Origin of the sequence: Vescimonas sanitatis, assembly GCF_049060325.1 — a bacterium.
In the GTDB taxonomy this organism is placed as follows: domain Bacteria; phylum Bacillota; class Clostridia; order Oscillospirales; family Oscillospiraceae; genus Vescimonas; species Vescimonas sanitatis.
Window position 1 is genome coordinate 505,866 of sequence record NZ_JBMGPW010000001.1, and the last position, 20,527, is coordinate 526,392.

Annotated in this window: 23 protein-coding genes, 2 tRNA genes and 2 rRNA genes; 15 read left to right on the forward strand and 12 right to left on the reverse strand. The window is 57.0% G+C overall.

Annotation, left to right across the window (positions count from 1 at the left end):
* Positions 1-10: 10 nt before the first annotated feature.
* The 5 genes from ACOMDU_RS02750 to ACOMDU_RS02770 all read left to right on the forward strand — a co-directional run bounded on the left by ACOMDU_RS02750 (position 11) and on the right by ACOMDU_RS02770 (position 2,221).
* Positions 11-127, forward strand: coding sequence for a CD1375 family protein (locus ACOMDU_RS02750; RefSeq protein WP_341458509.1), 117 nt, complete (start codon positions 11-13; stop codon positions 125-127).
* 75 nt (positions 128-202) lie between these two features.
* The gene (locus tag ACOMDU_RS02755) at positions 203-541 is read left to right on the forward strand and encodes a hypothetical protein (protein WP_253097801.1); all 339 of its coding nucleotides are present in this window, start codon (positions 203-205) and stop codon (positions 539-541) included.
* A 17-nt stretch (positions 542-558) separates the two neighbouring features.
* Complete coding sequence (locus ACOMDU_RS02760; RefSeq protein ID WP_112121034.1) at positions 559-837, forward strand: hypothetical protein; 279 nt, start codon at positions 559-561, stop codon at positions 835-837.
* A 19-nt stretch (positions 838-856) separates the two neighbouring features.
* Entirely contained in the window at positions 857-1,834 is a 978-nt protein-coding gene (locus ACOMDU_RS02765; protein WP_421128916.1) for a CHAP domain-containing protein, read from the forward strand.
* 12 nt (positions 1,835-1,846) lie between these two features.
* On the forward strand, positions 1,847-2,221 hold the full coding sequence (locus tag ACOMDU_RS02770; protein ID WP_112121032.1) for a hypothetical protein: 375 nt from the start codon (positions 1,847-1,849) through the stop codon (positions 2,219-2,221).
* 42 nt (positions 2,222-2,263) lie between these two features.
* Here the strand turns inward: ACOMDU_RS02770 and ACOMDU_RS02775 are convergent, their stop codons facing one another.
* Both ACOMDU_RS02775 and ACOMDU_RS02780 read right to left on the reverse strand, forming a co-directional pair.
* Positions 2,264-2,644 (reverse strand): hypothetical protein, encoded by a 381-nt coding sequence (locus ACOMDU_RS02775; RefSeq protein WP_253097795.1) that lies wholly within the window; start codon positions 2,642-2,644, stop codon positions 2,264-2,266.
* Positions 2,645-2,655: 11 nt separating this feature from the next.
* Positions 2,656-2,892: a hypothetical protein gene (locus ACOMDU_RS02780; RefSeq protein ID WP_421128917.1), complete on the reverse strand. Its 237-nt coding sequence runs from the start codon at positions 2,890-2,892 to the stop codon at positions 2,656-2,658.
* A 210-nt stretch (positions 2,893-3,102) separates the two neighbouring features.
* Here ACOMDU_RS02780 and ACOMDU_RS02785 point away from each other — a divergent pair, with 210 nt between their 5' ends.
* The 3 genes from ACOMDU_RS02785 to ACOMDU_RS02795 all read left to right on the forward strand — a co-directional run bounded on the left by ACOMDU_RS02785 (position 3,103) and on the right by ACOMDU_RS02795 (position 4,828).
* The gene (locus ACOMDU_RS02785; protein WP_112121029.1) at positions 3,103-3,387 is read left to right on the forward strand and encodes a helix-turn-helix domain-containing protein; all 285 of its coding nucleotides are present in this window, start codon (positions 3,103-3,105) and stop codon (positions 3,385-3,387) included.
* A gap of 95 nt (positions 3,388-3,482) precedes the next feature.
* On the forward strand, positions 3,483-3,719 hold the full coding sequence (locus tag ACOMDU_RS02790) for a helix-turn-helix domain-containing protein (RefSeq protein ID WP_421128918.1): 237 nt from the start codon (positions 3,483-3,485) through the stop codon (positions 3,717-3,719).
* A 62-nt stretch (positions 3,720-3,781) separates the two neighbouring features.
* Positions 3,782-4,828: an IS30 family transposase gene (locus tag ACOMDU_RS02795; protein ID WP_421128919.1), complete on the forward strand. Its 1,047-nt coding sequence runs from the start codon at positions 3,782-3,784 to the stop codon at positions 4,826-4,828.
* 457 nt (positions 4,829-5,285) lie between these two features.
* Here the strand turns inward: ACOMDU_RS02795 and ACOMDU_RS02800 are convergent, their stop codons facing one another.
* Positions 5,286-7,382, reverse strand: a complete 2,097-nt coding sequence (locus ACOMDU_RS02800; protein WP_421128920.1) for a glutamine synthetase III family protein — start codon at positions 7,380-7,382, stop codon at positions 5,286-5,288.
* Positions 7,383-7,716: 334 nt separating this feature from the next.
* Here ACOMDU_RS02800 and ACOMDU_RS02805 point away from each other — a divergent pair, with 334 nt between their 5' ends.
* The 5 genes from ACOMDU_RS02805 to ACOMDU_RS02825 all read left to right on the forward strand — a co-directional run bounded on the left by ACOMDU_RS02805 (position 7,717) and on the right by ACOMDU_RS02825 (position 12,935).
* Positions 7,717-8,808, forward strand: coding sequence for a class II glutamine amidotransferase (locus ACOMDU_RS02805; RefSeq protein WP_421128921.1), 1,092 nt, complete (start codon positions 7,717-7,719; stop codon positions 8,806-8,808).
* A complete protein-coding gene (locus ACOMDU_RS02810; RefSeq protein ID WP_421128922.1) occupies positions 8,808-10,313 on the forward strand; it encodes a glutamate synthase-related protein in 1,506 nt (501 codons plus the stop codon). The genes ACOMDU_RS02805 and ACOMDU_RS02810 overlap by 1 nt, the downstream gene beginning before the upstream one ends.
* A gap of 65 nt (positions 10,314-10,378) precedes the next feature.
* Complete coding sequence (locus ACOMDU_RS02815; protein WP_421128923.1) at positions 10,379-11,101, forward strand: GltB/FmdC/FwdC-like GXGXG domain-containing protein; 723 nt, start codon at positions 10,379-10,381, stop codon at positions 11,099-11,101.
* Between the two features lie 16 nt (positions 11,102-11,117).
* The gene (locus ACOMDU_RS02820; protein ID WP_421128925.1) at positions 11,118-12,326 is read left to right on the forward strand and encodes a glutamine synthetase family protein; all 1,209 of its coding nucleotides are present in this window, start codon (positions 11,118-11,120) and stop codon (positions 12,324-12,326) included.
* A gap of 30 nt (positions 12,327-12,356) precedes the next feature.
* A complete protein-coding gene (locus ACOMDU_RS02825; protein ID WP_421128926.1) occupies positions 12,357-12,935 on the forward strand; it encodes an ANTAR domain-containing response regulator in 579 nt (192 codons plus the stop codon).
* A 310-nt stretch (positions 12,936-13,245) separates the two neighbouring features.
* Here the strand turns inward: ACOMDU_RS02825 and ACOMDU_RS02830 are convergent, their stop codons facing one another.
* The 4 genes from ACOMDU_RS02830 to ACOMDU_RS02845 all read right to left on the reverse strand — a co-directional run bounded on the left by ACOMDU_RS02830 (position 13,246) and on the right by ACOMDU_RS02845 (position 17,876).
* Entirely contained in the window at positions 13,246-14,283 is a 1,038-nt protein-coding gene (locus tag ACOMDU_RS02830) for a BMP family protein (RefSeq protein WP_421128927.1), read from the reverse strand.
* A 74-nt stretch (positions 14,284-14,357) separates the two neighbouring features.
* A complete protein-coding gene (locus tag ACOMDU_RS02835) occupies positions 14,358-15,281 on the reverse strand; it encodes an ABC transporter permease (protein WP_421128928.1) in 924 nt (307 codons plus the stop codon).
* A complete protein-coding gene (locus ACOMDU_RS02840; RefSeq protein WP_421128929.1) occupies positions 15,281-16,348 on the reverse strand; it encodes an ABC transporter permease in 1,068 nt (355 codons plus the stop codon). Before ACOMDU_RS02840 ends, ACOMDU_RS02835 begins: the two co-directional genes overlap by 1 nt.
* A 16-nt stretch (positions 16,349-16,364) precedes the next feature.
* A complete protein-coding gene (locus tag ACOMDU_RS02845; RefSeq protein ID WP_421128930.1) occupies positions 16,365-17,876 on the reverse strand; it encodes an ABC transporter ATP-binding protein in 1,512 nt (503 codons plus the stop codon).
* Positions 17,877-18,114: 238 nt separating this feature from the next.
* Between ACOMDU_RS02845 and ACOMDU_RS02850 the strand changes: the two genes are divergently transcribed.
* Both ACOMDU_RS02850 and ACOMDU_RS02855 read left to right on the forward strand, forming a co-directional pair.
* The gene (locus ACOMDU_RS02850; protein WP_022135132.1) at positions 18,115-18,678 is read left to right on the forward strand and encodes a GNAT family N-acetyltransferase; all 564 of its coding nucleotides are present in this window, start codon (positions 18,115-18,117) and stop codon (positions 18,676-18,678) included.
* 130 nt (positions 18,679-18,808) lie between these two features.
* A complete protein-coding gene (locus ACOMDU_RS02855; protein WP_421128931.1) occupies positions 18,809-19,252 on the forward strand; it encodes a zinc ribbon domain-containing protein in 444 nt (147 codons plus the stop codon).
* Between the two features lie 43 nt (positions 19,253-19,295).
* Here ACOMDU_RS02855 and ACOMDU_RS02860 read toward each other — a convergent pair whose 3' ends face one another.
* The 5 genes from ACOMDU_RS02860 to ACOMDU_RS02880 form a co-directional block, all read right to left on the reverse strand.
* Positions 19,296-19,841: a hypothetical protein gene (locus ACOMDU_RS02860; RefSeq protein ID WP_421128932.1), complete on the reverse strand. Its 546-nt coding sequence runs from the start codon at positions 19,839-19,841 to the stop codon at positions 19,296-19,298.
* A 155-nt stretch (positions 19,842-19,996) separates the two neighbouring features.
* A 5S ribosomal RNA gene (rrf, locus tag ACOMDU_RS02865) occupies positions 19,997-20,112 on the reverse strand.
* A 52-nt stretch (positions 20,113-20,164) separates the two neighbouring features.
* Positions 20,165-20,239 (reverse strand) — tRNA-Glu (locus ACOMDU_RS02870).
* 41 nt (positions 20,240-20,280) lie between these two features.
* A tRNA-Lys gene (locus ACOMDU_RS02875) sits at positions 20,281-20,356 on the reverse strand.
* A 70-nt stretch (positions 20,357-20,426) separates the two neighbouring features.
* Positions 20,427-20,527, reverse strand: a 23S ribosomal RNA gene (locus ACOMDU_RS02880); the annotation flags it as partial.

The following is a 20,527-nucleotide window of genomic DNA, read 5'->3' on the forward strand; positions in this document are numbered from 1 at the left end:
GGTGCAAGACATGGCTGTTGTGTATGCTACCCTCATCATCAAGGGCCGCAAGACCATTGACCAGGTGCCCGCTCTGCTGCGTAAGCAGGTGGAGGAAATCCTGGCAGACCTGGAGGTTGAGGTCTAAAGCCCCAGCCCAGCAGGAGGGGCACACCCGTGTGGTGTGCCCCTCTCATTTTTGAACAACAGGAGGACAAAAAGGATGCTGGAAACGCTGAGGAGCTACTGGTCTATCATCTCCACCATCATCACTGTGGTAGCCGTCCCCGCCGTTGGCTACCTCTACAAGAAATACAAGCAGGCAGACGCACGGCAAAAGGCGGTAGAGCTGGGGGTCCAGGCCCTCCTCCGTGACCGCATCGTGCAATCCTATTATCACTATGAGGAGCGTGGCTGGATAACTCTGCACGGCCTTGAGAATGTCAATGCCATGTATAAGGAGTACCATGCTCTGGGCGGCAATGGCACCGTGACGGCGCTGGTCAATACCATCCATGAGCTTGAGGTCCGGGACGATAAGCGCCCCGCCTCTCAGGCCTGAGCTGGAGAGGAGGGCGCATGGAGTTTTCAAAGAAAATGCTGGTGCTGCACATCTGCATTTCCGTCCTCCTCTGCATCACCACGATAGTGGGGACGCTCACGGACCATGATGTCACAGCCATTGCGGCGCTCACCGGCACCTCTTTTGTGACAGATGGTGCCTGGGGCGGCTTTTACTACTGGAAAAGCAAGAATGAAAACCGGGCGAAATACGCCCAGCGTTTTCTCAACAAGTTTGCGGACAAGTACGGTGCTGATGCGGCCCTCCGGGCCACTGAGATCGTGCTGAAAGATTGAGTAAAGGAGGACATGCTCAATGACTGAAAAAGAACTCCGGCAGAAAGTTGTGGACACTGCGGTGAGCTATCTGGGCTGCAAAGAGGCCAACGGCTCCCACCGCAAAATCATTGACCTCTACAACTCCCACAAGCCCCTGGCCAGGGGCTATGCGGTGAAATACACGGATGCCTGGTGCTCCACCTTTGCATCCGCTGTGGCCATCGCCTGCGGCCTCACGGACATCATCCCCACGGAGTGCGGATGTGAGCGCCACATTGACCTTTTCAAAAAGCTGGGCTCCTGGGTGGAGAATGATGCCTATGTACCCAGCCCTGGTGACTACATTTTCTATGACTGGCAGGACGGCAGCAACTACGCCACCACGGACAACACCGGCTCTGCGGACCATGTTGGTATTGTGGTGTCCTGCGATGGCAAGACCATTAAGGTCATTGAGGGCAACATGAGTGATGCCGTTGGCTACCGCAAGCTGGCCATCAATGGCCGCTACATCCGGGGCTTTGGCGTGCCCAAGTACGCCTCCAGGGCCACCTCTGCGCCCTCCGGCGGCGGGGAGGCACCCACGCCCGGCAAGGATGAAAAGCCCACTCCTGGGCTTGCTGTGGGCTCCGTGGTGACCTTTACGGGCACCAAGCACTATATCAGCTCCATGGCCGTCAACGGCAAGAGCTGCAAGCCCGGTGAGGCCAAGGTCACCGCTGTGGCCAAGTCCGGCAAGCACCCCTACCACCTCATCAAGACCACCGGCAGCTCCTCCACCGTCTATGGCTGGGTGGATGCCGCTGATGTCAAGGAAGTGGTCCCGGCCATCGTCAAGGGCTCCAGGGTCAAGGTGGCCAAGGGAGCCAAGACCTACAACGGCGGCAGTCTGGCCTCCTATGTCTACACCACCGCCTACACCGTCATTCAGATTGACGGCTCCCGTGTGGTCATCGGCATCAACGGAGTGGTCACGGCGGCTGTCAACATCAAGGACCTCACGCTGGTGGGGTAAAGGAGGAAATTTATGACTACTTCCATCATCCATCTGGCCGTTGGCCTGGTGCTCCTGGTGGCCGTCAACATCGTGCTGGGCAGCCTCAACGCCCTCTTTGACGGCAGTTTTGACAAGGTAAAACTCCGCAACGGCATCATCAAGGGCATCATCGTGGCGGCCTGTTTTATTGCCTTTTATATGGCGGGCTACCTCAACCCGGACATCATCGCCATTGAGGTGGATGGGCAGACCGTGAACTTGATGACCGCCTCCAACCTGGCGCTGCTCACGGCCTATGTGCTCTATGCCAAAGATGTATTTGTGAAATTGAAAAACCTAATCTTGAGCAAGACCTCCGGCACGCCGCCGGAGGAGCTTGCCGCAGAACAAGAAACTGCTGAATAAGACGAAAGCCGGAGAGGGTCAAACCTCTCCGGCTTTTTTGCTTTATAGGGTGATGTCCTGGCCTGTGCTGTCTATCTGCTTTTTAAGGGCATAGAGCTCTTTGCTTTCCTTGCCGCCCAAAAACCAAACGGCCACATGTTTGTCCCCATAGGTGAAAACTGCATACCACTTGACCGCATTGGTGCGGGAAGTGTTTGGACTGGTGCCTCTGTACTTGGCCGCAAAATTGCGCTCATCCATGATGTCCAAGCTGTCAACCTTGGCCAGCGGCAGGGTCACGCTGGGGCCCTCCACCCGGCGGAACACCAGCGCCTCCGCCGTCTGCTCCATAAAGCAGGGCGCATCCTGGGCAAAGCCGGGCAGGCCCTCATAGTGCATGAGCCGGATGCCCTCCGGCAGCGGTGCCTTTTTCTTTCCGAACATGTCAAAACCTCCTATGCTGATCTGACCCAAAAATTGAGATGGTGGATGTACTCCTCCAGTGGCGCACCCTCAATGCTTTCCGCATCATTGCGGACTGTATACTGCATCCAGGTCTTGCGGCCCTGCAATTTGACTTTTCCCAAGTACGCTCTGGGGCTGCTCACGGAGAGAGCGCCATTGGCCATGCGGCTGATGGTCAATGCTACGCTTTTATGCCCCTGACGCAGTGCCGCCTCCAGAGCTGCCAAGAAAGCCTCCTCATCCGGCGTGACTGACCACCTGCGGCTACTTTCCGTTGTATAGCGAATATACACCCAGCTCACCGTCCTTTTCTGTTTATTCTTGACTTTTCTCCATTATAGTTTGCACCCTGTCTGCGTGTCAAGTATTGGAGCCTTTATTGATAATGACATACCAAATGTGCAAACTATAATTATTTATGAGAGGAGGCGGTGCAGTTGATCGCTGAGAAAATCAAAGCCCTGCGTGAGGCAAGGGGCTGGAGCCAGGCGGAACTTTCCCGGCGGCTGGGCATCACCAGAAACGGCGTGAACTCTTGGGAGCAGGGGCTCTCTATGCCATCACCGGCGTGCCTGGTGGACCTGGCCAAGGTGTTTGGCGTGTCCACGGACTACCTGCTGGGGCTGGAACGGCTCACCACGGTGGATGTCACCGGCCTGGCGGACCGTGATGTTGCGGTGCTGGCAGAGCTGGCCGAACGGCTCAAAAACTGCAAAGACTGACACAGCGGCTCACTTTTCGTGGGCCGCTTTTTTGTTCTTGACTTCATACACCTTTTGGTGTATAATCAGAGTACATTAAACGGAGGTGCTGCTCTATGACCCATTCTAAACTGCAAACCAAGCGCCTGGAGGCGCAGATGTCACAGTCCCAGCTTGCCACTGCCGCTGGCATCAATGGCCGGATGCTCCAGTATTATGAGCAGGGTGCAAAAGACCTGAGTGGTGCCAAGCTGGCCACGCTGCTCAAGCTGTGCCTGGCTCTCAACTGCACATTGGCTGACATTCTCCCTGACGGAGAAACAACCGAATTGCTGACCCGATACGGACAGTAAAGCCTTTTCTGGCGGGGTGTTCATCACCCCGCCGCTTTTTTATATTCTGAGGAGGGTATCACATGAATTACAAGGGCTTTCATCAACTGCAATGGGAGGACCGCCTGGTCATTGAAAAGATGCTCAAGGTGGGTGACAGCAAGGCCAAGATCGCTGAGGCGCTGGGCGTGTGCAAAAAGACCATCTACAATGAAATCAAACGGGGATGGACCCAGCAGATGACCTCTGACTATGAGTTTATCTGGTGCTACTGCCCGGAGATGGCGGAGCGCAAATACCAGGAAAACCTCCGGGCCAAGGGGCCGGACCTCAAGATTGGCAATGACATTGACTTTGCAAACTATGTGGAGCAGAAAATTGTGGAGGAGCACTATTCTCCCGCCGCTTTGTTGGCAGAGCTCAAGGCAAAGCCGCCCCAGTTTGACACCACGGTCTGTGAGGCCACGCTCTACAATTACATCTACCGGGGTGATGTGTTCCTGGTCCTCAACCCGGAGCACCTGCACGAAAAAGGCCGCCGCCACTATGGTGAGAAATACGGTGAACAACGGAACGCCGCCAGAGCTGCCAAAGGCCCCCGCATTGATAAGCGTAACCCCATCATCAACTCCCGCACTACTTTTGGCCACTGGGAGATGGACAGCGTGATGGGCACCGTGGGCTCCAGCCGGGCGCTGGTGGTGCTCACGGAACGGCTCACCAGGGCGGGCATCATCCTCCCGGTGCCGGACCATACCGCCGCCAGCGTGGTCCGGGCGCTCAATGGTCTGGAGCGCCGCCTGGGCAAGGACTTCTACCCCATGTTTCAGAGCATCACGGTGGACAATGGCTGTGAGTTTCAAGACTACGATGGTATGGAAAAGGCCTGCCGCCGGAAAGGAAAGCGTACCACCGTTTACTACTGCCACCCGCACGCACCACATGAGCGTGGCAGCAACGAGAACATGAACAGGATAATAAGGCGGTTTTTCCCCAAGGGCACCAACTTTGATGAGGTGCCTATCTCAGAGATACGCCGGGCAGAGGAGTGGATGAACAACTATCCACGGGAGGTGCTGGGGTGGCAGACAGCGGCCACCCTCCTGCGGAGCTACATGAGCGCCTGCTGATCTGCCGCACAATAAAGCTGAACGCCGGAGCCCTCGGAGGCCACCGGCGCTGTTGTCATGCCAAAATGCAGAAAAACGCACAAAACAAGCCGCAAATAGCACGGCTAATTTTGTGCGTTCATACAACTTTACAAGTTTATTGTAATTTATTCTTGACTTTTTGCGGCGGGCTACCTAAAATCTGATGTGAGATTTTTTATTTTAAGCGTTTTAAGACCTGCGGTTGCTTTAAAACCTTTTTATCCATGATAAAAGCTTCTTGTTCTTTGTTTTGCCCGCTCTATTCTCTAATACATAAACCCGGCTTCAAGTCAAGTTATTTTTTCATGATCGGAAAAGTGAAATGCCGCGTGCCCAATAGGCACACGGCATTCCACTTTTCAGGAGAGAAAGTACCCCGTTTGCAAGGGTACGGAACCACAGGGCCTGGCGGAGCCCGGTGGGATCGGAAGCAAAGTTACTCCACGCCAAACAGCAGATCGCCGTAGGTGGGGAACGGCCAGCAGCCCTCGGCCGTGCGCTGCTCGGCCTCGTCACAGGGGGCGCGCAGCGCCGCCATCTTGGGCAGCAGCACGTCGCGGACCATGTTGGCGCTCTCGGTCACATCATCGATCTTATGGAAAGTGGCCAGCGCGGCAGCCAGGTCCTCCACGGCAGCGTCGATGTCCTCTACCAGATCGGACAGGCGCGTGACAAGCGTCGTCTCATAAATGCCGGACACCACCGGCGCGATGGACTTCTTTACGGCGATATCCTGCGCCAGCTTAGAGGAGAACTTCTCCACGGCAGGCAGGATCTGACGGCGGGCCATATCCACCATCGTTTCGGCCTCGATATTGACGATCTTGCGGTAGTTGTCCAGCGTGATCTCATAGCGGGAGCGTATCTCCGCCTCGGACATGACCTTCAGGGACGTGAGCATTTTTACGTTCTTCTCGTGCAGCAGATAGGGCATAGCGTCCGGCGTGGTACGCAGGTTCAACAGGCCGCGGACCTCGGTAGCCTCCTTGATCCAGGCATCGTCATAGCCGTTGCCGTTGAAAATGATGCGCTTGTGGTCCTTGATGGTCTGCCGGATCAGACTATGCAGTGCTGCGTCAAAGTCCTTGGCCTTCTCCAGCTTGTCCGCGTACTGACGCAGAGACTCCGCCACGGCGGCGTTGAGCATAATGTTGCAGCAGGCAATGGAGTTGGCGGAGCCAAGCATACGGAACTCGAACTTATTGCCGGTGAATGCAAAGGGCGACGTCCGGTTCCGGTCGGTGGTATCACGCAGGAACTTGGGCAGCACATGGGCTCCCAGCTTCATCACGGTCTTTTCCGTGCCGCTGTACGGCTCATCCTTCTCGATGGCATCCAGAATAGCCGTCAGCTCATCGCCCAGAAAGATGGATACCACCGCGGGCGGCGCCTCGTTGGCGCCCAGACGGTGATCATTGCCGGCGGTGGCCACAGAGATGCGCAGCAGGTCCTGATAGTCATCCACCGCCTGAATAACGGCACACAGGAACAGCAGGAACTGGGCGTTTTCGTGGGGTGTCTCACCGGGAGTCAGCAGGTTCACGCCGGTATCCGTGGCCATAGACCAGTTGTTGTGCTTGCCGGAGCCGTTGACGCCGTCAAAGGGCTTTTCATGCAGCAGACAGACCAGCCCGTGGCGGGCAGCCACCTTCTGCATGATCTCCATGGTCAGCTGGTTGTGATCGGTGGCGATATTTGTGGTGGTGTAGATGGGCGCCAGCTCATGCTGGGCCGGGGCCACCTCATTGTGCTCCGTCTTGGCCAGAATACCCAGCTTCCAGAGTTCCTCATTCAAATCGGCCATATACTCCGCCACACGAGGCTTGATAGCGCCGAAGTAATGGTCGTCCATCTCCTGACCCTTGGGGGGTCTGGCACCGAACAGCGTACGGCCGCAGAAAATCAGGTCCTTGCGCTTGCGGTACATGGCGCGGTCCACCAGGAAATACTCCTGCTCGGGGCCGACAGAGGTGCGAACACATTTGACATCCGTGCTGCCAAACAGCTTCAGGACACGCATGGCCTGCTTGTTCAGGGCCTGCATGGAGCGCAGCAGCGGGGTTTTTTTATCCAGCGCCTCGCCACCGTAGGAACAGAACGCCGTGGGGATACACAGTGCCTTGTCCTTGATAAAAGCGTAAGAGGTAGGATCCCAGGCAGTGTAGCCCCGGGCCTCGAAGGTAGCACGCAGGCCGCCGGAGGGGAAGCTGGAGGCATCCGGCTCACCCTGGATCAATTCCTTACCAGAGAACTCCATGATAACGCCGCCATCCGGCGAGGGGGTAATAAAGCTGTCGTGCTTCTCGGCAGTAATGCCGGTCAGCGGCTGGAACCAATGGGTAAAGTGGGTCGCGCCGTGCTCGATGGCCCAATCCTTCATGGCATCCGCCACCACATTCGCTACCTGGTTGTCCAGGCTTCCGCCCTCGTCAATGGTCTTCTTCAGGGAAATATAGATGTCATGGGGAAGGCGTGCTTTCATCTGTCGGTCGTCAAATACCAGTGTGCCGAAAATGTCCGATACGGTTTTCATGTGTTCCACCCCGATCTTTTGTAGATTTGGAAAATAGAAAAAGGCGTCAGGAAGCCCGCAGCTTCAAGACGCCTTTGCCTTTGATGTGCGAAATTATAGGCGGTTGTGACGGATTTGTCAATCAGCTTTTTACACAATTTTTGGCGTTTTATTCATTGACTTTATGCACATCTGATGCTATAATGCCGAACCATGATGAGCAAAGGCGTTCATCCGAGCAGGACATTTGTCCCTGCCGGATGGGCGTTTTTTGCTTTCCGGGGCGGCTTTTCAGCGGATCACTCCATGGAACGGCTGGAACCTACGGAAGCACATAAAGAAAGGGTGAGAAACTATGAAGCTGGAGGGACAGGTACGCATCCCATCCGGGTGCGCCATTTCGGCGGTCATTTCCCGGGAGGGGCGGCGCATGACCGGTGAGGACATCATCAGGAGCATGGTCCCCATGCATGATCGGTCCAACGGTCTGGGAGGCGGCTTCGCCGCCTACGGCATCTACCCGGAGCACCGGGAGGAATACGCCTTCCACATCTTTTTTGATGATAACACCACCCGGCGGGAGTGCGAGGCTATGCTGAAGGAGGGATTTGAGCTCGTAGACGCGGAGCTGATCCCCATCCGCATCATCCCGGAGATAACGGACATTCCCCACATCTGGCGGTACTTTGTGCGGCCCCTTAATTCGGTACTGGCACGGCTACAATTAGACGAAAAGGAATTTGTGGCACGGACGGTGATGGATATCAACACCAAGCTGAAGGGCGCATACGTGTTCTCCAGTGGAAAGAACATGGGGACCTTCAAGGCCGTAGGATATCCCGAGGATGTGGGACGCTTCTACCGCCTGGAGGAATATGAGGGATACAGCTGGACGGCCCATGGGCGCTATCCCACCAATACCCCCGGCTGGTGGGGCGGCGCGCACCCCTTTTCCCTGCTGGACTGGTCCATCGTCCACAATGGAGAGATATCCTCCTACGACGCCAATCGGCGCTGTATTGAGATGTATGGCTACAAATGCAATCTGCAGACGGATACGGAGGTCATCACCTATATTGCCGACTATCTGCTGCGGCGTCAGGGGCTGACACTGGAGGAAATGGCGTCGGTGATCGCGGCGCCCTTCTGGAGTACCATACGCACCAGAGAGCCGGCCGCGGCACGGCAGCTGACCTATCTGCGGACCATATACCCCAGCCTGCTCATCACCGGACCATTCTCCATCATTCTGGGGTTCAACGGCGGACTGATGGCGCTGAACGATCGGCTGAAGCTGCGCTCCATGGTAACGGCGGAAAAGGACGACAAGGTATTTATCGCCAGCGAGGAGGCCGCTATACGGGTCATGGCCCCGGATGCGGAGAACCTGTATGCGCCTATGGGCGGCGAGCCGTTTATCGTGAATGTGAAAGAAGGTGCCTATTGATGGCTCTTGACTACATCATACCAGAATTTGAAGTGGTACGAAACGACGCACGGTGCACCCGCTGCCGCATCTGCGAATCCCAGTGCGCCAACGGCGTGCACACCTATAACGCGGATGGGAAGGTCATGGTCAGCGACGAGAGCAAGTGTGTCAACTGTCAGCGCTGTGTGTCCTTCTGTCCCACTCACGCCATTAAGATCGTAAAAAGCGACAACTGCCTGCGTGAAAACGCAAACTGGTCCTGCGCCACCATCAAGGAGATATACAAGCAAGCGTCCACCGGCGGCGTGCTGCTGAGCTCCATGGGCAACCCCCAGCCCCTGCCGGTGTACTGGGACCGCATCCTCATCAACGCCTCACAGGTGACGAACCCACCCATCGACCCCCTGCGGGAGCCCATGGAGACGCGGGTATTCCTGGGCAAGAAGCCGGAGACCGTCCGGCGGAATGGGGACGGCAGCCTGTGCACCGAGGTACCGCCGCAGCTGGAGCTGTCGGTGCCCATTCTGTTTTCGGCTATGAGCTATGGCTCCATCAGCTACAACGCCCATGCGGCGCTGGCCAAGGCTGCCCGGGAGTTGGGCATCTGCTACAACACCGGCGAGGGCGGACTGCACCGGGATTTCTATCCCTACGGCGCCAACACTATCGTACAGGTGGCCTCCGGCCGCTTCGGCGTCGATGAGACATACCTGAACACCGGCGCGGCCATCGAGATCAAAATGGGCCAGGGTGCCAAACCCGGTATCGGCGGACATCTGCCCGGCGCAAAGATCGTGGGCGACGTGTCCAAAACACGGATGATACCAGAGGGCGCGGATGCCATCTCCCCTGCTCCGCACCACGACATTTACTCCATTGAGGACCTACGGCAGCTGGTGTACTCTCTAAAGGAAGCCACGGCGTACAAAAAGCCGATCATCGTCAAGGTGGCGGCGGTACACAACATCGCCGCCATCGCCAGCGGCATCGCCCGCAGCGGTGCGGATATCATCGCCATCGACGGCTTTCGGGGCGGCACCGGCGCGGCGCCCACCCGAATACGGGACAATGTGGGTATTCCCATTGAGCTGGCGCTGGCAGCGGTGGACCAGCGGCTGCGGGACGAGGGCATACGCAGCAGCGTATCCCTGATCGCCGGAGGCAGCATACGCTCCGCTGCCGACGTGGTCAAGGCCATTGCTCTGGGCGCGGATGCCTGTTACATTGCCACCGCGGCACTGCTGGCCATGGGGTGTCACCTGTGCCGTTCCTGTCAGACAGGCCGGTGCTGCTGGGGTATCGCCACACAGCGGCCGGAGCTGGTAAAGCGTCTGGACCCCGAGGAGGCCGCGGCGCGGCTGGTAAACCTGGTAACCGCCTGGAAGCATGAAATCAAGGAGATGATGGGCGGTATGGGCATCAACTCCATCGAGGCGCTGCGGGGCAACCGGGTCATGCTGCGGGGTATTCACCTGAACGAAAAAGAACTGGAAATTCTGGGAATTGCCCACGCCGGTGAATAAGGTCTGTCGAAAAAGCGATATTTATAGGAAAAATAATGGAAAACACTCGAAAGGAGTGGTACAATATGGACTTCATAGAGGCAAGTGGTCTGTCCTTCTCTCAACTGAACGAAACGATACGCCACGCCGGGAAGGAATGCCGTATCTGTGCCTGCCAGGGCCAGCGGTTCATCGCCGCCGGTATGAGCAGCAAACGGCTGGAGATCGACGGCATCCCCGGCAATGCGCTGGGCGCCTATCTGGGCGGCGGTTCTATTACCGTAAACGGCAATGCACAGGACGCGGTGGGCGACACCATGAGTGCCGGACGCATCGTGATCCACGGCAGCACCGGCGACGCTGCGGGGTACGCCATGCGGGGCGGTGAGATATTTATCCGGGACAATGCGGGCTACCGCGCCGGGATACACATGAAAGCCTATAAGCAGTATAAGCCGGTGATCGTCATCGGCGGGCGGGCCGGCAGCTTTCTGGGCGAATACCAGGCCGGCGGGCTGATTTTGGTGCTGGGCCTGCACACCGACGGCCGGCCGATAGTACACTTCTTCCCCTGCACAGGAATGCACGGCGGAAAAATGGTTTTCCGCGGCGATGTGAGCAGCATACGGTTTCCGGATCAGGTCACGCTGCACAACGCCACGGCGGAAGATATGGAGGAGATCACACCCTATGTGCGGGAGTACTGCCGTCTGTTTGACCGTGACGCGGAGGCGATGCTCCGCGACAACTATACCGTTATCACACCGGACAGCAAAAACCCCTATCAGCAGATGTATGTAGCCAACTGAGAAAGGCAGGAGCACGATGGAGTACACAGTGGATGAGATCAGGCAGTTTACGGCGGAGGAGGATGTAAAATTCCTGCGTCTGGCCTTCTGCGATATTTTCGGCAGCCAGAAAAATATATCTATTTTGCCGGATGAGCTGGACCGGGCCTTCAGCTACGGCATCGCTTTCGATGCCTCCGCTGTGCCCGGCTTCGGCGACGAGGTCCACTCGGACCTGTTCCTGCATCCGGACAGCAGCACCCTCTGTATGCTGCCCTGGCGGCCGGATCACGGCCGAGTGGCGCGGATGTTCTGCCACGTGCTGCGGCCCGATGGCGCCGCCTTCGAGGCCGACTGCCGCGCGCTGCTGCGTCAGGCGGTGGCGGACGCGGAAGCACTGGGCATCCGTTTCTCCTTCGGCACGGAGATGGAGTTCTATCTCTTCCGCCGGGACGAAAACGGTGAAGCGACCCACATTCCCTACGACAACGCAGGATACATGGACATCGCACCGGAGGACAAGGGCGAGAATGTGCGGCGGGAGATCTGCCTGACGCTGGAGCAGATGGGGATACGACCGGAGTGCTCTCACCATGAGCAGGGCCCCGGGCAAAACGAGATCGACTTTCGCTATTCCGATCCCTTGACGGCGGCGGATAACGCCGTGACCTTTAAGGCTGTCGTCAATTCCGTGGCGGTGCGAAACGGCCTGGCAGCCGACTTCTCTCCCAAGCCGCTGATGGGACAGCCGGGCAACGGGATGCACATCAACATCTCCGCCAAGAGCCGCGACGGCGCAGAGGTAATGCCGCAGATCATCGCCGGTATTCTGGCCCATATTGCCGAGATGACGGTGTTCCTGAACACGCGGGAGGAGTCGTATCACCGCTTTGGCAGCAGCAAAGCACCGCGATATATCTCCTGGTCCAGCGAAAACCGCAGTCAGCTGATACGCATCCCTGCCGCGCAGGGCGAGTACCGCCGCGCGGAGCTGCGCTCTCCCGATCCGCTGTGCAGCCCGTATCTGGCCTTTACGCTGCTGATCCGCGCCGGCCTGGACGGTGTAACGCGGCAGCTGGTGCTGCCGGAAGCCGCGGATGTGAATTTCTACACGGCGGCTAACGACGTAAAGGCACGCTTCCACACGCTGCCGGAGACTCTGGAGGACGCCAGATCGTTGGCTGCATCCAGCGCATTTATCGCAGAGCACTTACCCAAGACGATCATACAGCAGTACACCCACTGAGCCGGTCTGCTTTGGAGAGGAGGGACGCATATGGAGGACAGCCGCCGGACGTACAGCGTGCTGGTGGTCGCTGCCGCAGCCAAGTTCCATATGTCCCTGCGTGAAATGCTGCCGGAGGATCGGTACGACCCGGTGTGTGCCGCAGGCAGCGTGTCTGAGGCACGGCGCGCCCTGCTGGAGAGGCCTTTTGACATCGTGGTCATCAGTACGCCGCTGCCGGATGAATTCGGCACGAAGCTGGCGCTGCACATCATCGACAAATCCAGCGCCGGTGTGCTGCTCCTGGTGAAGGCGGAACACTATCCGGATCTGGCGGCACGGCTGGCGCCTCAAGGCATCCTGCTGCTGCAAAAGCCCACCACGCCACCGCTGCTGCTGCAATCCATGCAGCTGCTGTGCGGCACACGGGAGCGCCTGCGACGTATGGAGGAAAAGACTGCCACCATCGAGGAACGCATGGCGGAGATACGGCTGGTGAACCGGGCTAAATGGGCACTGATCGACAAGCAAGGCATGACGGAGCAGGAGGCCCACCGCTACATTGAAAAACAGGCCATGGACCGGTGCGTTACGCGCCGGACAGTAGCGGAGGAGATATTGGCAGAGTGAAATAAGCGCGCTCCCTTTGACAAACGGTACAAGGTCTGGTATGATGGCGGAAACCGTTTGAAAGGAGCACACTATGGAAAAGTTTATCCCTTATGAAAAACTCTCGAAAAAAGAGAAGCACCGGCGTGACGCTATGCAGCGGGGCACCTGGTGCGTGCTGAACCCCGTTACACGCAAAAGTCCAAACCCCAAAGCTTACAACAGGAAAAAGACACGGAAATGGATGGAGGATCCATATACCGTGTCTTTTTTTATATGCAGAAAAGATATCCCCCGGCCGCTGGCCGGGGGATATCAAAGGAATGACAGCTTACTTCATGAAGGTGCCGTCCATCATCTGCTGCAGATAGGCGTTATACTTCTCCACCTTCTCAGCGGGAACCAGCTCGGTATTGATGGCACCGGCGGACAGGGCACCGTTCTCCAGCGTACCGAAGATGGTGTTGCCGCCGAAGGTACCGGCCACAACAGCCTCCATGCAGACACCGATCATAGCGGCGTTATCGGTGACCTGGGAGCAAATGATGCAGGGGTTCTGACCCAGGATATCGGCAGGCTGGCCGATGTCGTAGATCTTGATGGCGCCAGCCTTCTCATTGGCGGCGTCGATGGCCTCACGGGCACCGGAGTCAACGGCAGAAGCATCGCCGAAGAACACGTCAGCACCCTGGGAGATCAGCTCAGTGGCGAACTCCTTGCCCTTGGGGGCATCGGAGAAGGAGTTGGCATAGGGGACAGCCAGCAGCTCAACGGTCTTGCCCTCCTGCCCGCCAACATACTTGGCAGCAGCCTCGAAGCCCGCGATCTTGCCCTTGGTGGTATCCAGCTCCATACCGCCGATGAAGCCCAGTTTGCCGGACTCGGTCATCAGACCGGCCAGAGCGCCGGCGATCCAGCCGATCTGCTCAGCGTTGGGCAGCAGAGACGCGACATTGCCGTTAGCGGCCTTTTCGGGGGTGGACTCAGCGCCGTTCAGCAGAGCGAAGGCGATGTCGGGATACTCCTCAGCAGCCTGCAGGACCGCATCGGTGTACTGGTTGCCGGGAGCATAGATCATGTCGTAGCCCAGGTTGCAGAAGGCAACGATGGTCTCGTAATACTGATCCTGGGAGATGGAGTCGGTGACGTCGTAGGTCCAGCCCTTGTCCTCAGCAGCCTTGACCATGGCGTTGTAGCAGGCAGCGCCCCAACCGCCGTCGTTGATGCTGGAGTCGCAGATCATGGCGACCTTGTAGGTCTTCTCGCCATCACCGGCGCCGTCCGTCTTGGTGTCGTCCTTCTTCTCGCCGCAGGCGACGAGGGCCAGCGTCATAGCGAGCGCCAGCAGCAGTGCAAGAAACTTTTTCATGGTTTTCCTCCTTGTTTTTTGTGACTTGCTCTTTGTTCTATAACAACGTCCTTGCGGACATCATTACCGTCATGTCACCGCTGTTCGCGGCGATAGGGCTGTCCATTGGCCTTGGGTCCCGCCTGCTTCGTACCGATGACGGAGAGGACGACCACGGTGGCCACATAGGGGATCATCTGGAAGAACTGGTACGGGATGGCGATGCCGGAGACCTGAAGCCGGATCTGCAGCGCATCGCAGAAGCCGAAGAACAGGCAGGCCAGCAGGATGCCGCCGGCACTCCAGCGACCAAAGATCACGGCAGCCAGGGCGATGAAGCCGCGGCCGGCCACGATACCGTCGGTATAGGTGCTGGAATAGCAGGTGGTCAGGTACGCACCGCCCAGTCCGGCCAGCGCACCGCAGATCATGCAGGCCAGATACTTCACGCCGATGACATTGATGCCCAGCGTAGCGGCCGCCTGCGGATGCTCGCCCACGGATTTATAGCTCAATCCCGCACGGGTACGGTTGAAGAAAATGGAGGTGAACACCACCAACAGCAGCGTCAGATAGACCATGGGACTCTGATCAAACAGCAGTGGCCCGATGACCGGGATGTCCTTCAGGCCGGGAATAGCAATGCTGGGCATGGTAATGATCTGCTTCAGGTCTGAACCGGTACCGAACACGATGCGGTAGATAAACGACGCCAGCGCCGGAGCGAATATGTTGATGGCCATGCCATAGACCGTATGGTCCGCGCAGAGGGTGACGGTGGAAAAGGCGTAGATCATATTGACCAACAGGCCCGCCAACGCACCGCACAGCAGACCGATCCAGTTGGAACCGGTGATGTAGCACATCAGAAAGCCCACCAGCGCGCCGATGGCAGCCAGGCCCTCCAGGCCGATATTCACCATGCCGGCCCGCTGGCCGTACAACTCGGCCAGTGAGATAAGCAACAGAGGGATGGCAAGCCGAACCGTTGCCAACAGTAAGCTGGAGATCCAATCCATTACTTGTCACCCGCCTTTCTCTTGGAGAACACGCGATCCTTCCACGCCTGGAATTCAGGCAGCTTGGTCAGCGCCATACCGGCCACGGAGAACACGATGACCAACGCCTGGATGATATCGGAAACGCTGGTGGGAACACCGGTGGCCGCCTGCATAGTGGTGGAACCCACACGCAGCACAGCAAAGAACAATGCCACCACCATCGTCGCGATGGGGTGCAGCTGGCCGATCAGTGCCATAGCCACACCGTCAAAACCGTAGCCCGCCCCGAAGCCGTTGATCAGCCGGAACTGGGTACCCAGCAGCTCTGCGCCGCCGCCCAGGCCGGCAATGGCCCCGGAGATAATGAAGCTGGTCAGCATGCAGCGCTTCACATGGATACCATTAAAGCGGCTGGCGGTCATGTTATAGCCCACCGCCCGCAGCTTGAAGCCGCCGCTGGTCCAGAACAGCACGTAATACAGCACCAGGCCCACCACCACGGCGATGACAAAGCCCCAGGTAAAGCGCATTCCGGTGATTACACGGGGCAGCTTCACCAGGTCATCCACCGCAGGGGTCTGTGGTACGCTGGCGTCGCGGATCCAGCTGGTGTACAGCACGCCCATAAACAAGGTAGCTACATAGTTGAGCATGATGGAGATGATCATCTCATTCTGGCCGCGGCCGATCTTCAGCAGGCCGGGGATCATGCCCCAGATACCGCCGGCCAGCGTACCGGCCAGCAGTGCCAGCAGCACACCGGCAAAGCCGGTAACACCGGAGAAATACGCCGTAACGAATGCGGCGATGGAACCCATGAGAAACTGGCCTTCACCGCCCAGGTTGAACACACCGCACTTGTACGCGAAGCAGGCACACAGAGAGGTGAACATCAGAGGTGTGGCCTTGGTAAGTGTAGTGCCAATATTGGCCTTGGAGCCGAAAGCTCCCTGGAAGAGGTATTTCACCGCGTCAAAGGGATTGGCACCCAAGGCCGCCATGATGATACCGCCGATCACAAAGGCCAGGATAATGGACAGCAGCGGGACAACGAAGCTGCCCAGAGAACGTTTTAACTTTTCCATATCGCAGCTCCTCCCCTTACTTTCCCGTCATGGCGAGGCTGATCTCCTCGATGGGCGGGTTTTTTCCGGAGAATTCGCCCATGATCTGCCCCTCAAAGCAGACCAGGATGCGGTCGGACATCTCCAATATCTCATCGAAGTCTGCGCTGATCAGCAGGATCCCTACACCGCGCTCACGGGCAGCGATCATCTGCTCGTGAACAAAGCTGGCCGCGCCGATATCCAGGCCGCGGGTGGGATGCGCCATCACCAGCAGGGACGGCTGGGACTCCAGCTCACGGGCCAGGATGACCTTCTGCTGGTTGCCACCGGACAGGCTGCGGACCGTCTGCCCCACAGAGGTGCAGCGCACGTCGTACTTCTGCACCATCTCCTCGGCATAGTCGTGAATGGCACGTTTGTTCAGCCGCAGGCCCTTACCCTGGCTGAACTTGGGAGAATCAGTCTCCTTGAGCACCAAATTCTCCGCAATGGACATATCGCCCACCAGGCCCTGCGCGTTGCGGTCCTCAGGAACGTGGGAAACGCCGTCTGTAATGAAAGAATGGGGGTCAAAGACCGCTACGCTCCTATCCTTCAGGTATATCTTGCCGCCTTGGGGCACAATAACGCCGGTGATCAACTGCGCCAGCTGGGTCTGACCATTGCCGTCCACGCCGGCGATTCCTACGATCTCACCGCTGCGGATCTGCAGTGTCATATCGTTGACACCGCTGTGCTTATGTTCCTTGTCATAGTCCACATGGTCCAGAGACGCCACGACCTCAGCGCCGGAGGCATCCACCTTCTCGTACTGTGACTCGGTCAGTTCCTTACCGATCATCATATTGGCCAGTTTCTGACCATCGGTATCAGCGCGGGCCACGGTGCCCACCACCTCGCCCAGACGCAGGACGGTGATGCGGTCAGAGATATGCAGGACCTCGCGCATTTTGTGGCTGATGAAGATAATACTCTTCCCTTCGCCGATGAGCTTCTGCATAATGGCAAACAACCCCTCGACCTCGATATCGGTCAGTGCGGCAGAGGGTTCGTCCAGGATCAGCAGCTCCGCACCGTGGTACAGCGCCTTCAGTATCTCGGTGCGTTGCTGCTCGCCCACGGATATCTCGGTGATAAGCTTGTCCAGCTGCACGTCCAGGCCGTACTTGGCAGACAGCTCCTCGATCTCCTTGCGGCGAGCCGCCCGGTCGATAAACAGGCCCTTGGCGTGCTTGTCACCCAGGATGATATTTTCAAAGACAGTCATTGCCTCCACCAGCATAAAGTGCTGGTGCACCATGCCGATTCCCAGCTTGACTGCCTGGCTGGGGGACTCGATCCGCACCTCTTTGCCATTGAGGAATATCTTTCCCTCCGTGGGCTGATAAAGGCCGATGAGAATGTTCATCAACGTGGACTTACCGGCACCGTTCTCACCCAGCAGGGTCAGTACCTCGCCGCGGTTGACGGTCAGGCTGATATCCTTGTTGGCGTAAAAATCACCAAACCGCTTGCTGATATGCTCCATACGCAGCAGCTCGCTCAAGTTCCCTCACTTCCCTTCGTTCGTGTGTTTGCAGAAGTTCTCATTTTCCACTTGGAAAATGAGAACAGACCACGGTCCGTTCTCAAATATTAAATCGAGAGTAGTATACCATATCTGTCGGATTTTGGGAAGAATTTTTTTGTAAAACTCCTACATTTTTTTAGCGTTTTTTATCTATTGCACCGGTACCGTTCCCATAGTATAATCAAACGCAACAAAGCGAAAGAAGGTGTTGCATATGATACATATCCGCCCCGCAGTCTCTGATGACGCCCCGGCGCTGCTGGATATCTATGCGCCCTATGTCATCGAAACCGCCATCACATTTGAGTATGAAGTGCCCACGCTGGATGACTTCCGCCAGCGTATTAAAAACACACTGCACACGCATCCTTACCTGGTCATAGAACGCGATGGCGAGATCGTGGGCTATGCCTACACCGGACAGTTGGGCAGCCGCGCAGCCTACGCCTGGGCGGCGGAAACCAGCATCTATCTGCGGCAGGACTGCCGTCGCGGTGGTTTGGGCACCCGGCTGTACCACGCGCTGGAGGACGCCTCCCGCGCTCAGAATGTACAGGTGCTGTACGCCTGCATCGCCGCACCTGTTTCGGACGGCGACCCCCACCTGACTCGCGCCAGCATTGATTTCCATACCCGGCGCGGCTACGAAATCGTGGGCACCTTCCACCGCTGCGGATACAAGTTTGACACCTGGTACGACGTGGTCTGGATGGAAAAACGCCTGTCCGATGCCGCCATTCCGCCCGCCGTGGTACCCTTTTCTTCTTTTGTGAAGTAAAGTCATTCTGTAATGCATTTATACTTTACAGAATATCTAAATACAGTTTATTCCCCACGCAATAGATAATTGCTTGTCAACGATCCACCTTCCTGTTATACTGGCGGCAGTACATACGGGAGGTATAGCAATGGAAGCAAAGGATGTCTTGAAGGAATTACGGCAAAGGCACAATATGACACAGGATCAGCTGGCTGAAAAGCTGGCCGTCACACGACAGGCTGTCTCCCGCTGGGAAAACGGCGAGTCCGTCCCCAACCCGGAAACATTAAAGCAGTTGTCCGCACTGTTTGATACCTCCATCAATCATCTGCTGGGTGACCCTCGCAAGCTGATCTGTCAGTGCTGTGGTATGCCCTTGGACAGTGATGAGGTCATCAGCCGGGATCTGGACGGCAGCTTCAACGAGGACTACTGTAAGTGGTGCTATACCGACAGCAAGTTCACCTATGACAGCATGGAGCAGCTCCTGGAGTTTCTCGTCACCCATATGTCCAATGAGCAATTCCCTCCTGAACAGGCCAGAACCTACTTCAGCCAGACGCTGCCGCAGCTGAAGCACTGGAGCAAATAATTTCTTCGAAGATATAACAAAAGCACCCGAAAGGGTGCTTTTGCTATCGATGTGTATAGCTAATTATCGCAGCGGCAGCATGATACATCAGCAGCGCGCCCATAAGCATCGCCCCTGCCGACCTATTTCCCCACTCCCATGGCGTATTCGTTACGGTCAATACAATGAGGCATATCACTGGCAGCAATAGCCAAATTGCAAAAAGCTCCACATGATACTTTGCTGTGTTCCGCATCCGTCTTTCAACGGTTTTGCTTATTACGTCATCCGGTACATCCTGCCGTAATTCCGCCACAAAGGAGTAACTGTCGCTGCATTCGAAGATCTCTGCACAATAGGGGCTGATCTCCTCCTCGGCGATTTCTTTCGGAGATCTTCCGTGTGCGCCCCACTTTCCGATATCGTCCTGTCGGAATACATAGAACCGCCGCGGCAATGGCGGCGCACTCTCAAAGGAGAATGTATAGAAGCTTCCAAAATTTTCTACAGCTATAAGCAGATAACCCATCTCTGCTTGTTTCTGCAATACACGCTCGGCCCGCCAAGTCAAAAATGAGGGCAGCCACATTTTTAGCTGTTTCTGCTCCATGTGTATTTCCTCCGTATAAGTTCACCACCAATATACCATCTACTGCAGCAGACGTCAATCAGGCAAATACTCTATGTCACGGAAAGATGCCGCAGGCATACCGAACCGTACTTCCATATATGCCAAAAGCCTGTGACAAATGTCACAGGCTTTTGTGTTGGCGCTACCTATCTTTCCGGGCCGTCTCCAGCCAAGTATTGTCAGCAGAAGCGAGCTTAACTTCCGTGTTCGGGATGGGAACGGGTGGACCCTCGCCCTAATCAGCACCAACTGCGCTGATCGCAGCTGCTCTCACAGCACGACCTATTAAATTGGAGAAAAAGTGGTGACCCGTACCGGATTCGAACCGATGTTAAAGGCGTGAGAGGCCTCTGTCTTAACCACTTGACCAACGGGCCGCATTTTTCTTCTATTTCATCGGCCGGAGCCGTTGAAACCATGGTACACCTTCAGGGACTCGAACCCTGGACACCCTGATTAAGAGTCAGGTGCTCTACCAACTGAGCTAAAGGTGCATATCGTTTGCACCTTCAAAACCGAACAATGAAGAAGTGAACGGAGAAGGCTAAGATTGCCTGCAAATTGTAGGTCAAGCCCTCGGGCTATTAGTACCGGTCAGCTGCACACGTTACCGCGCTTCCACCTCCGGCCTATCAACCAGATCGTCTTTCTGGGCCCTTACTCCA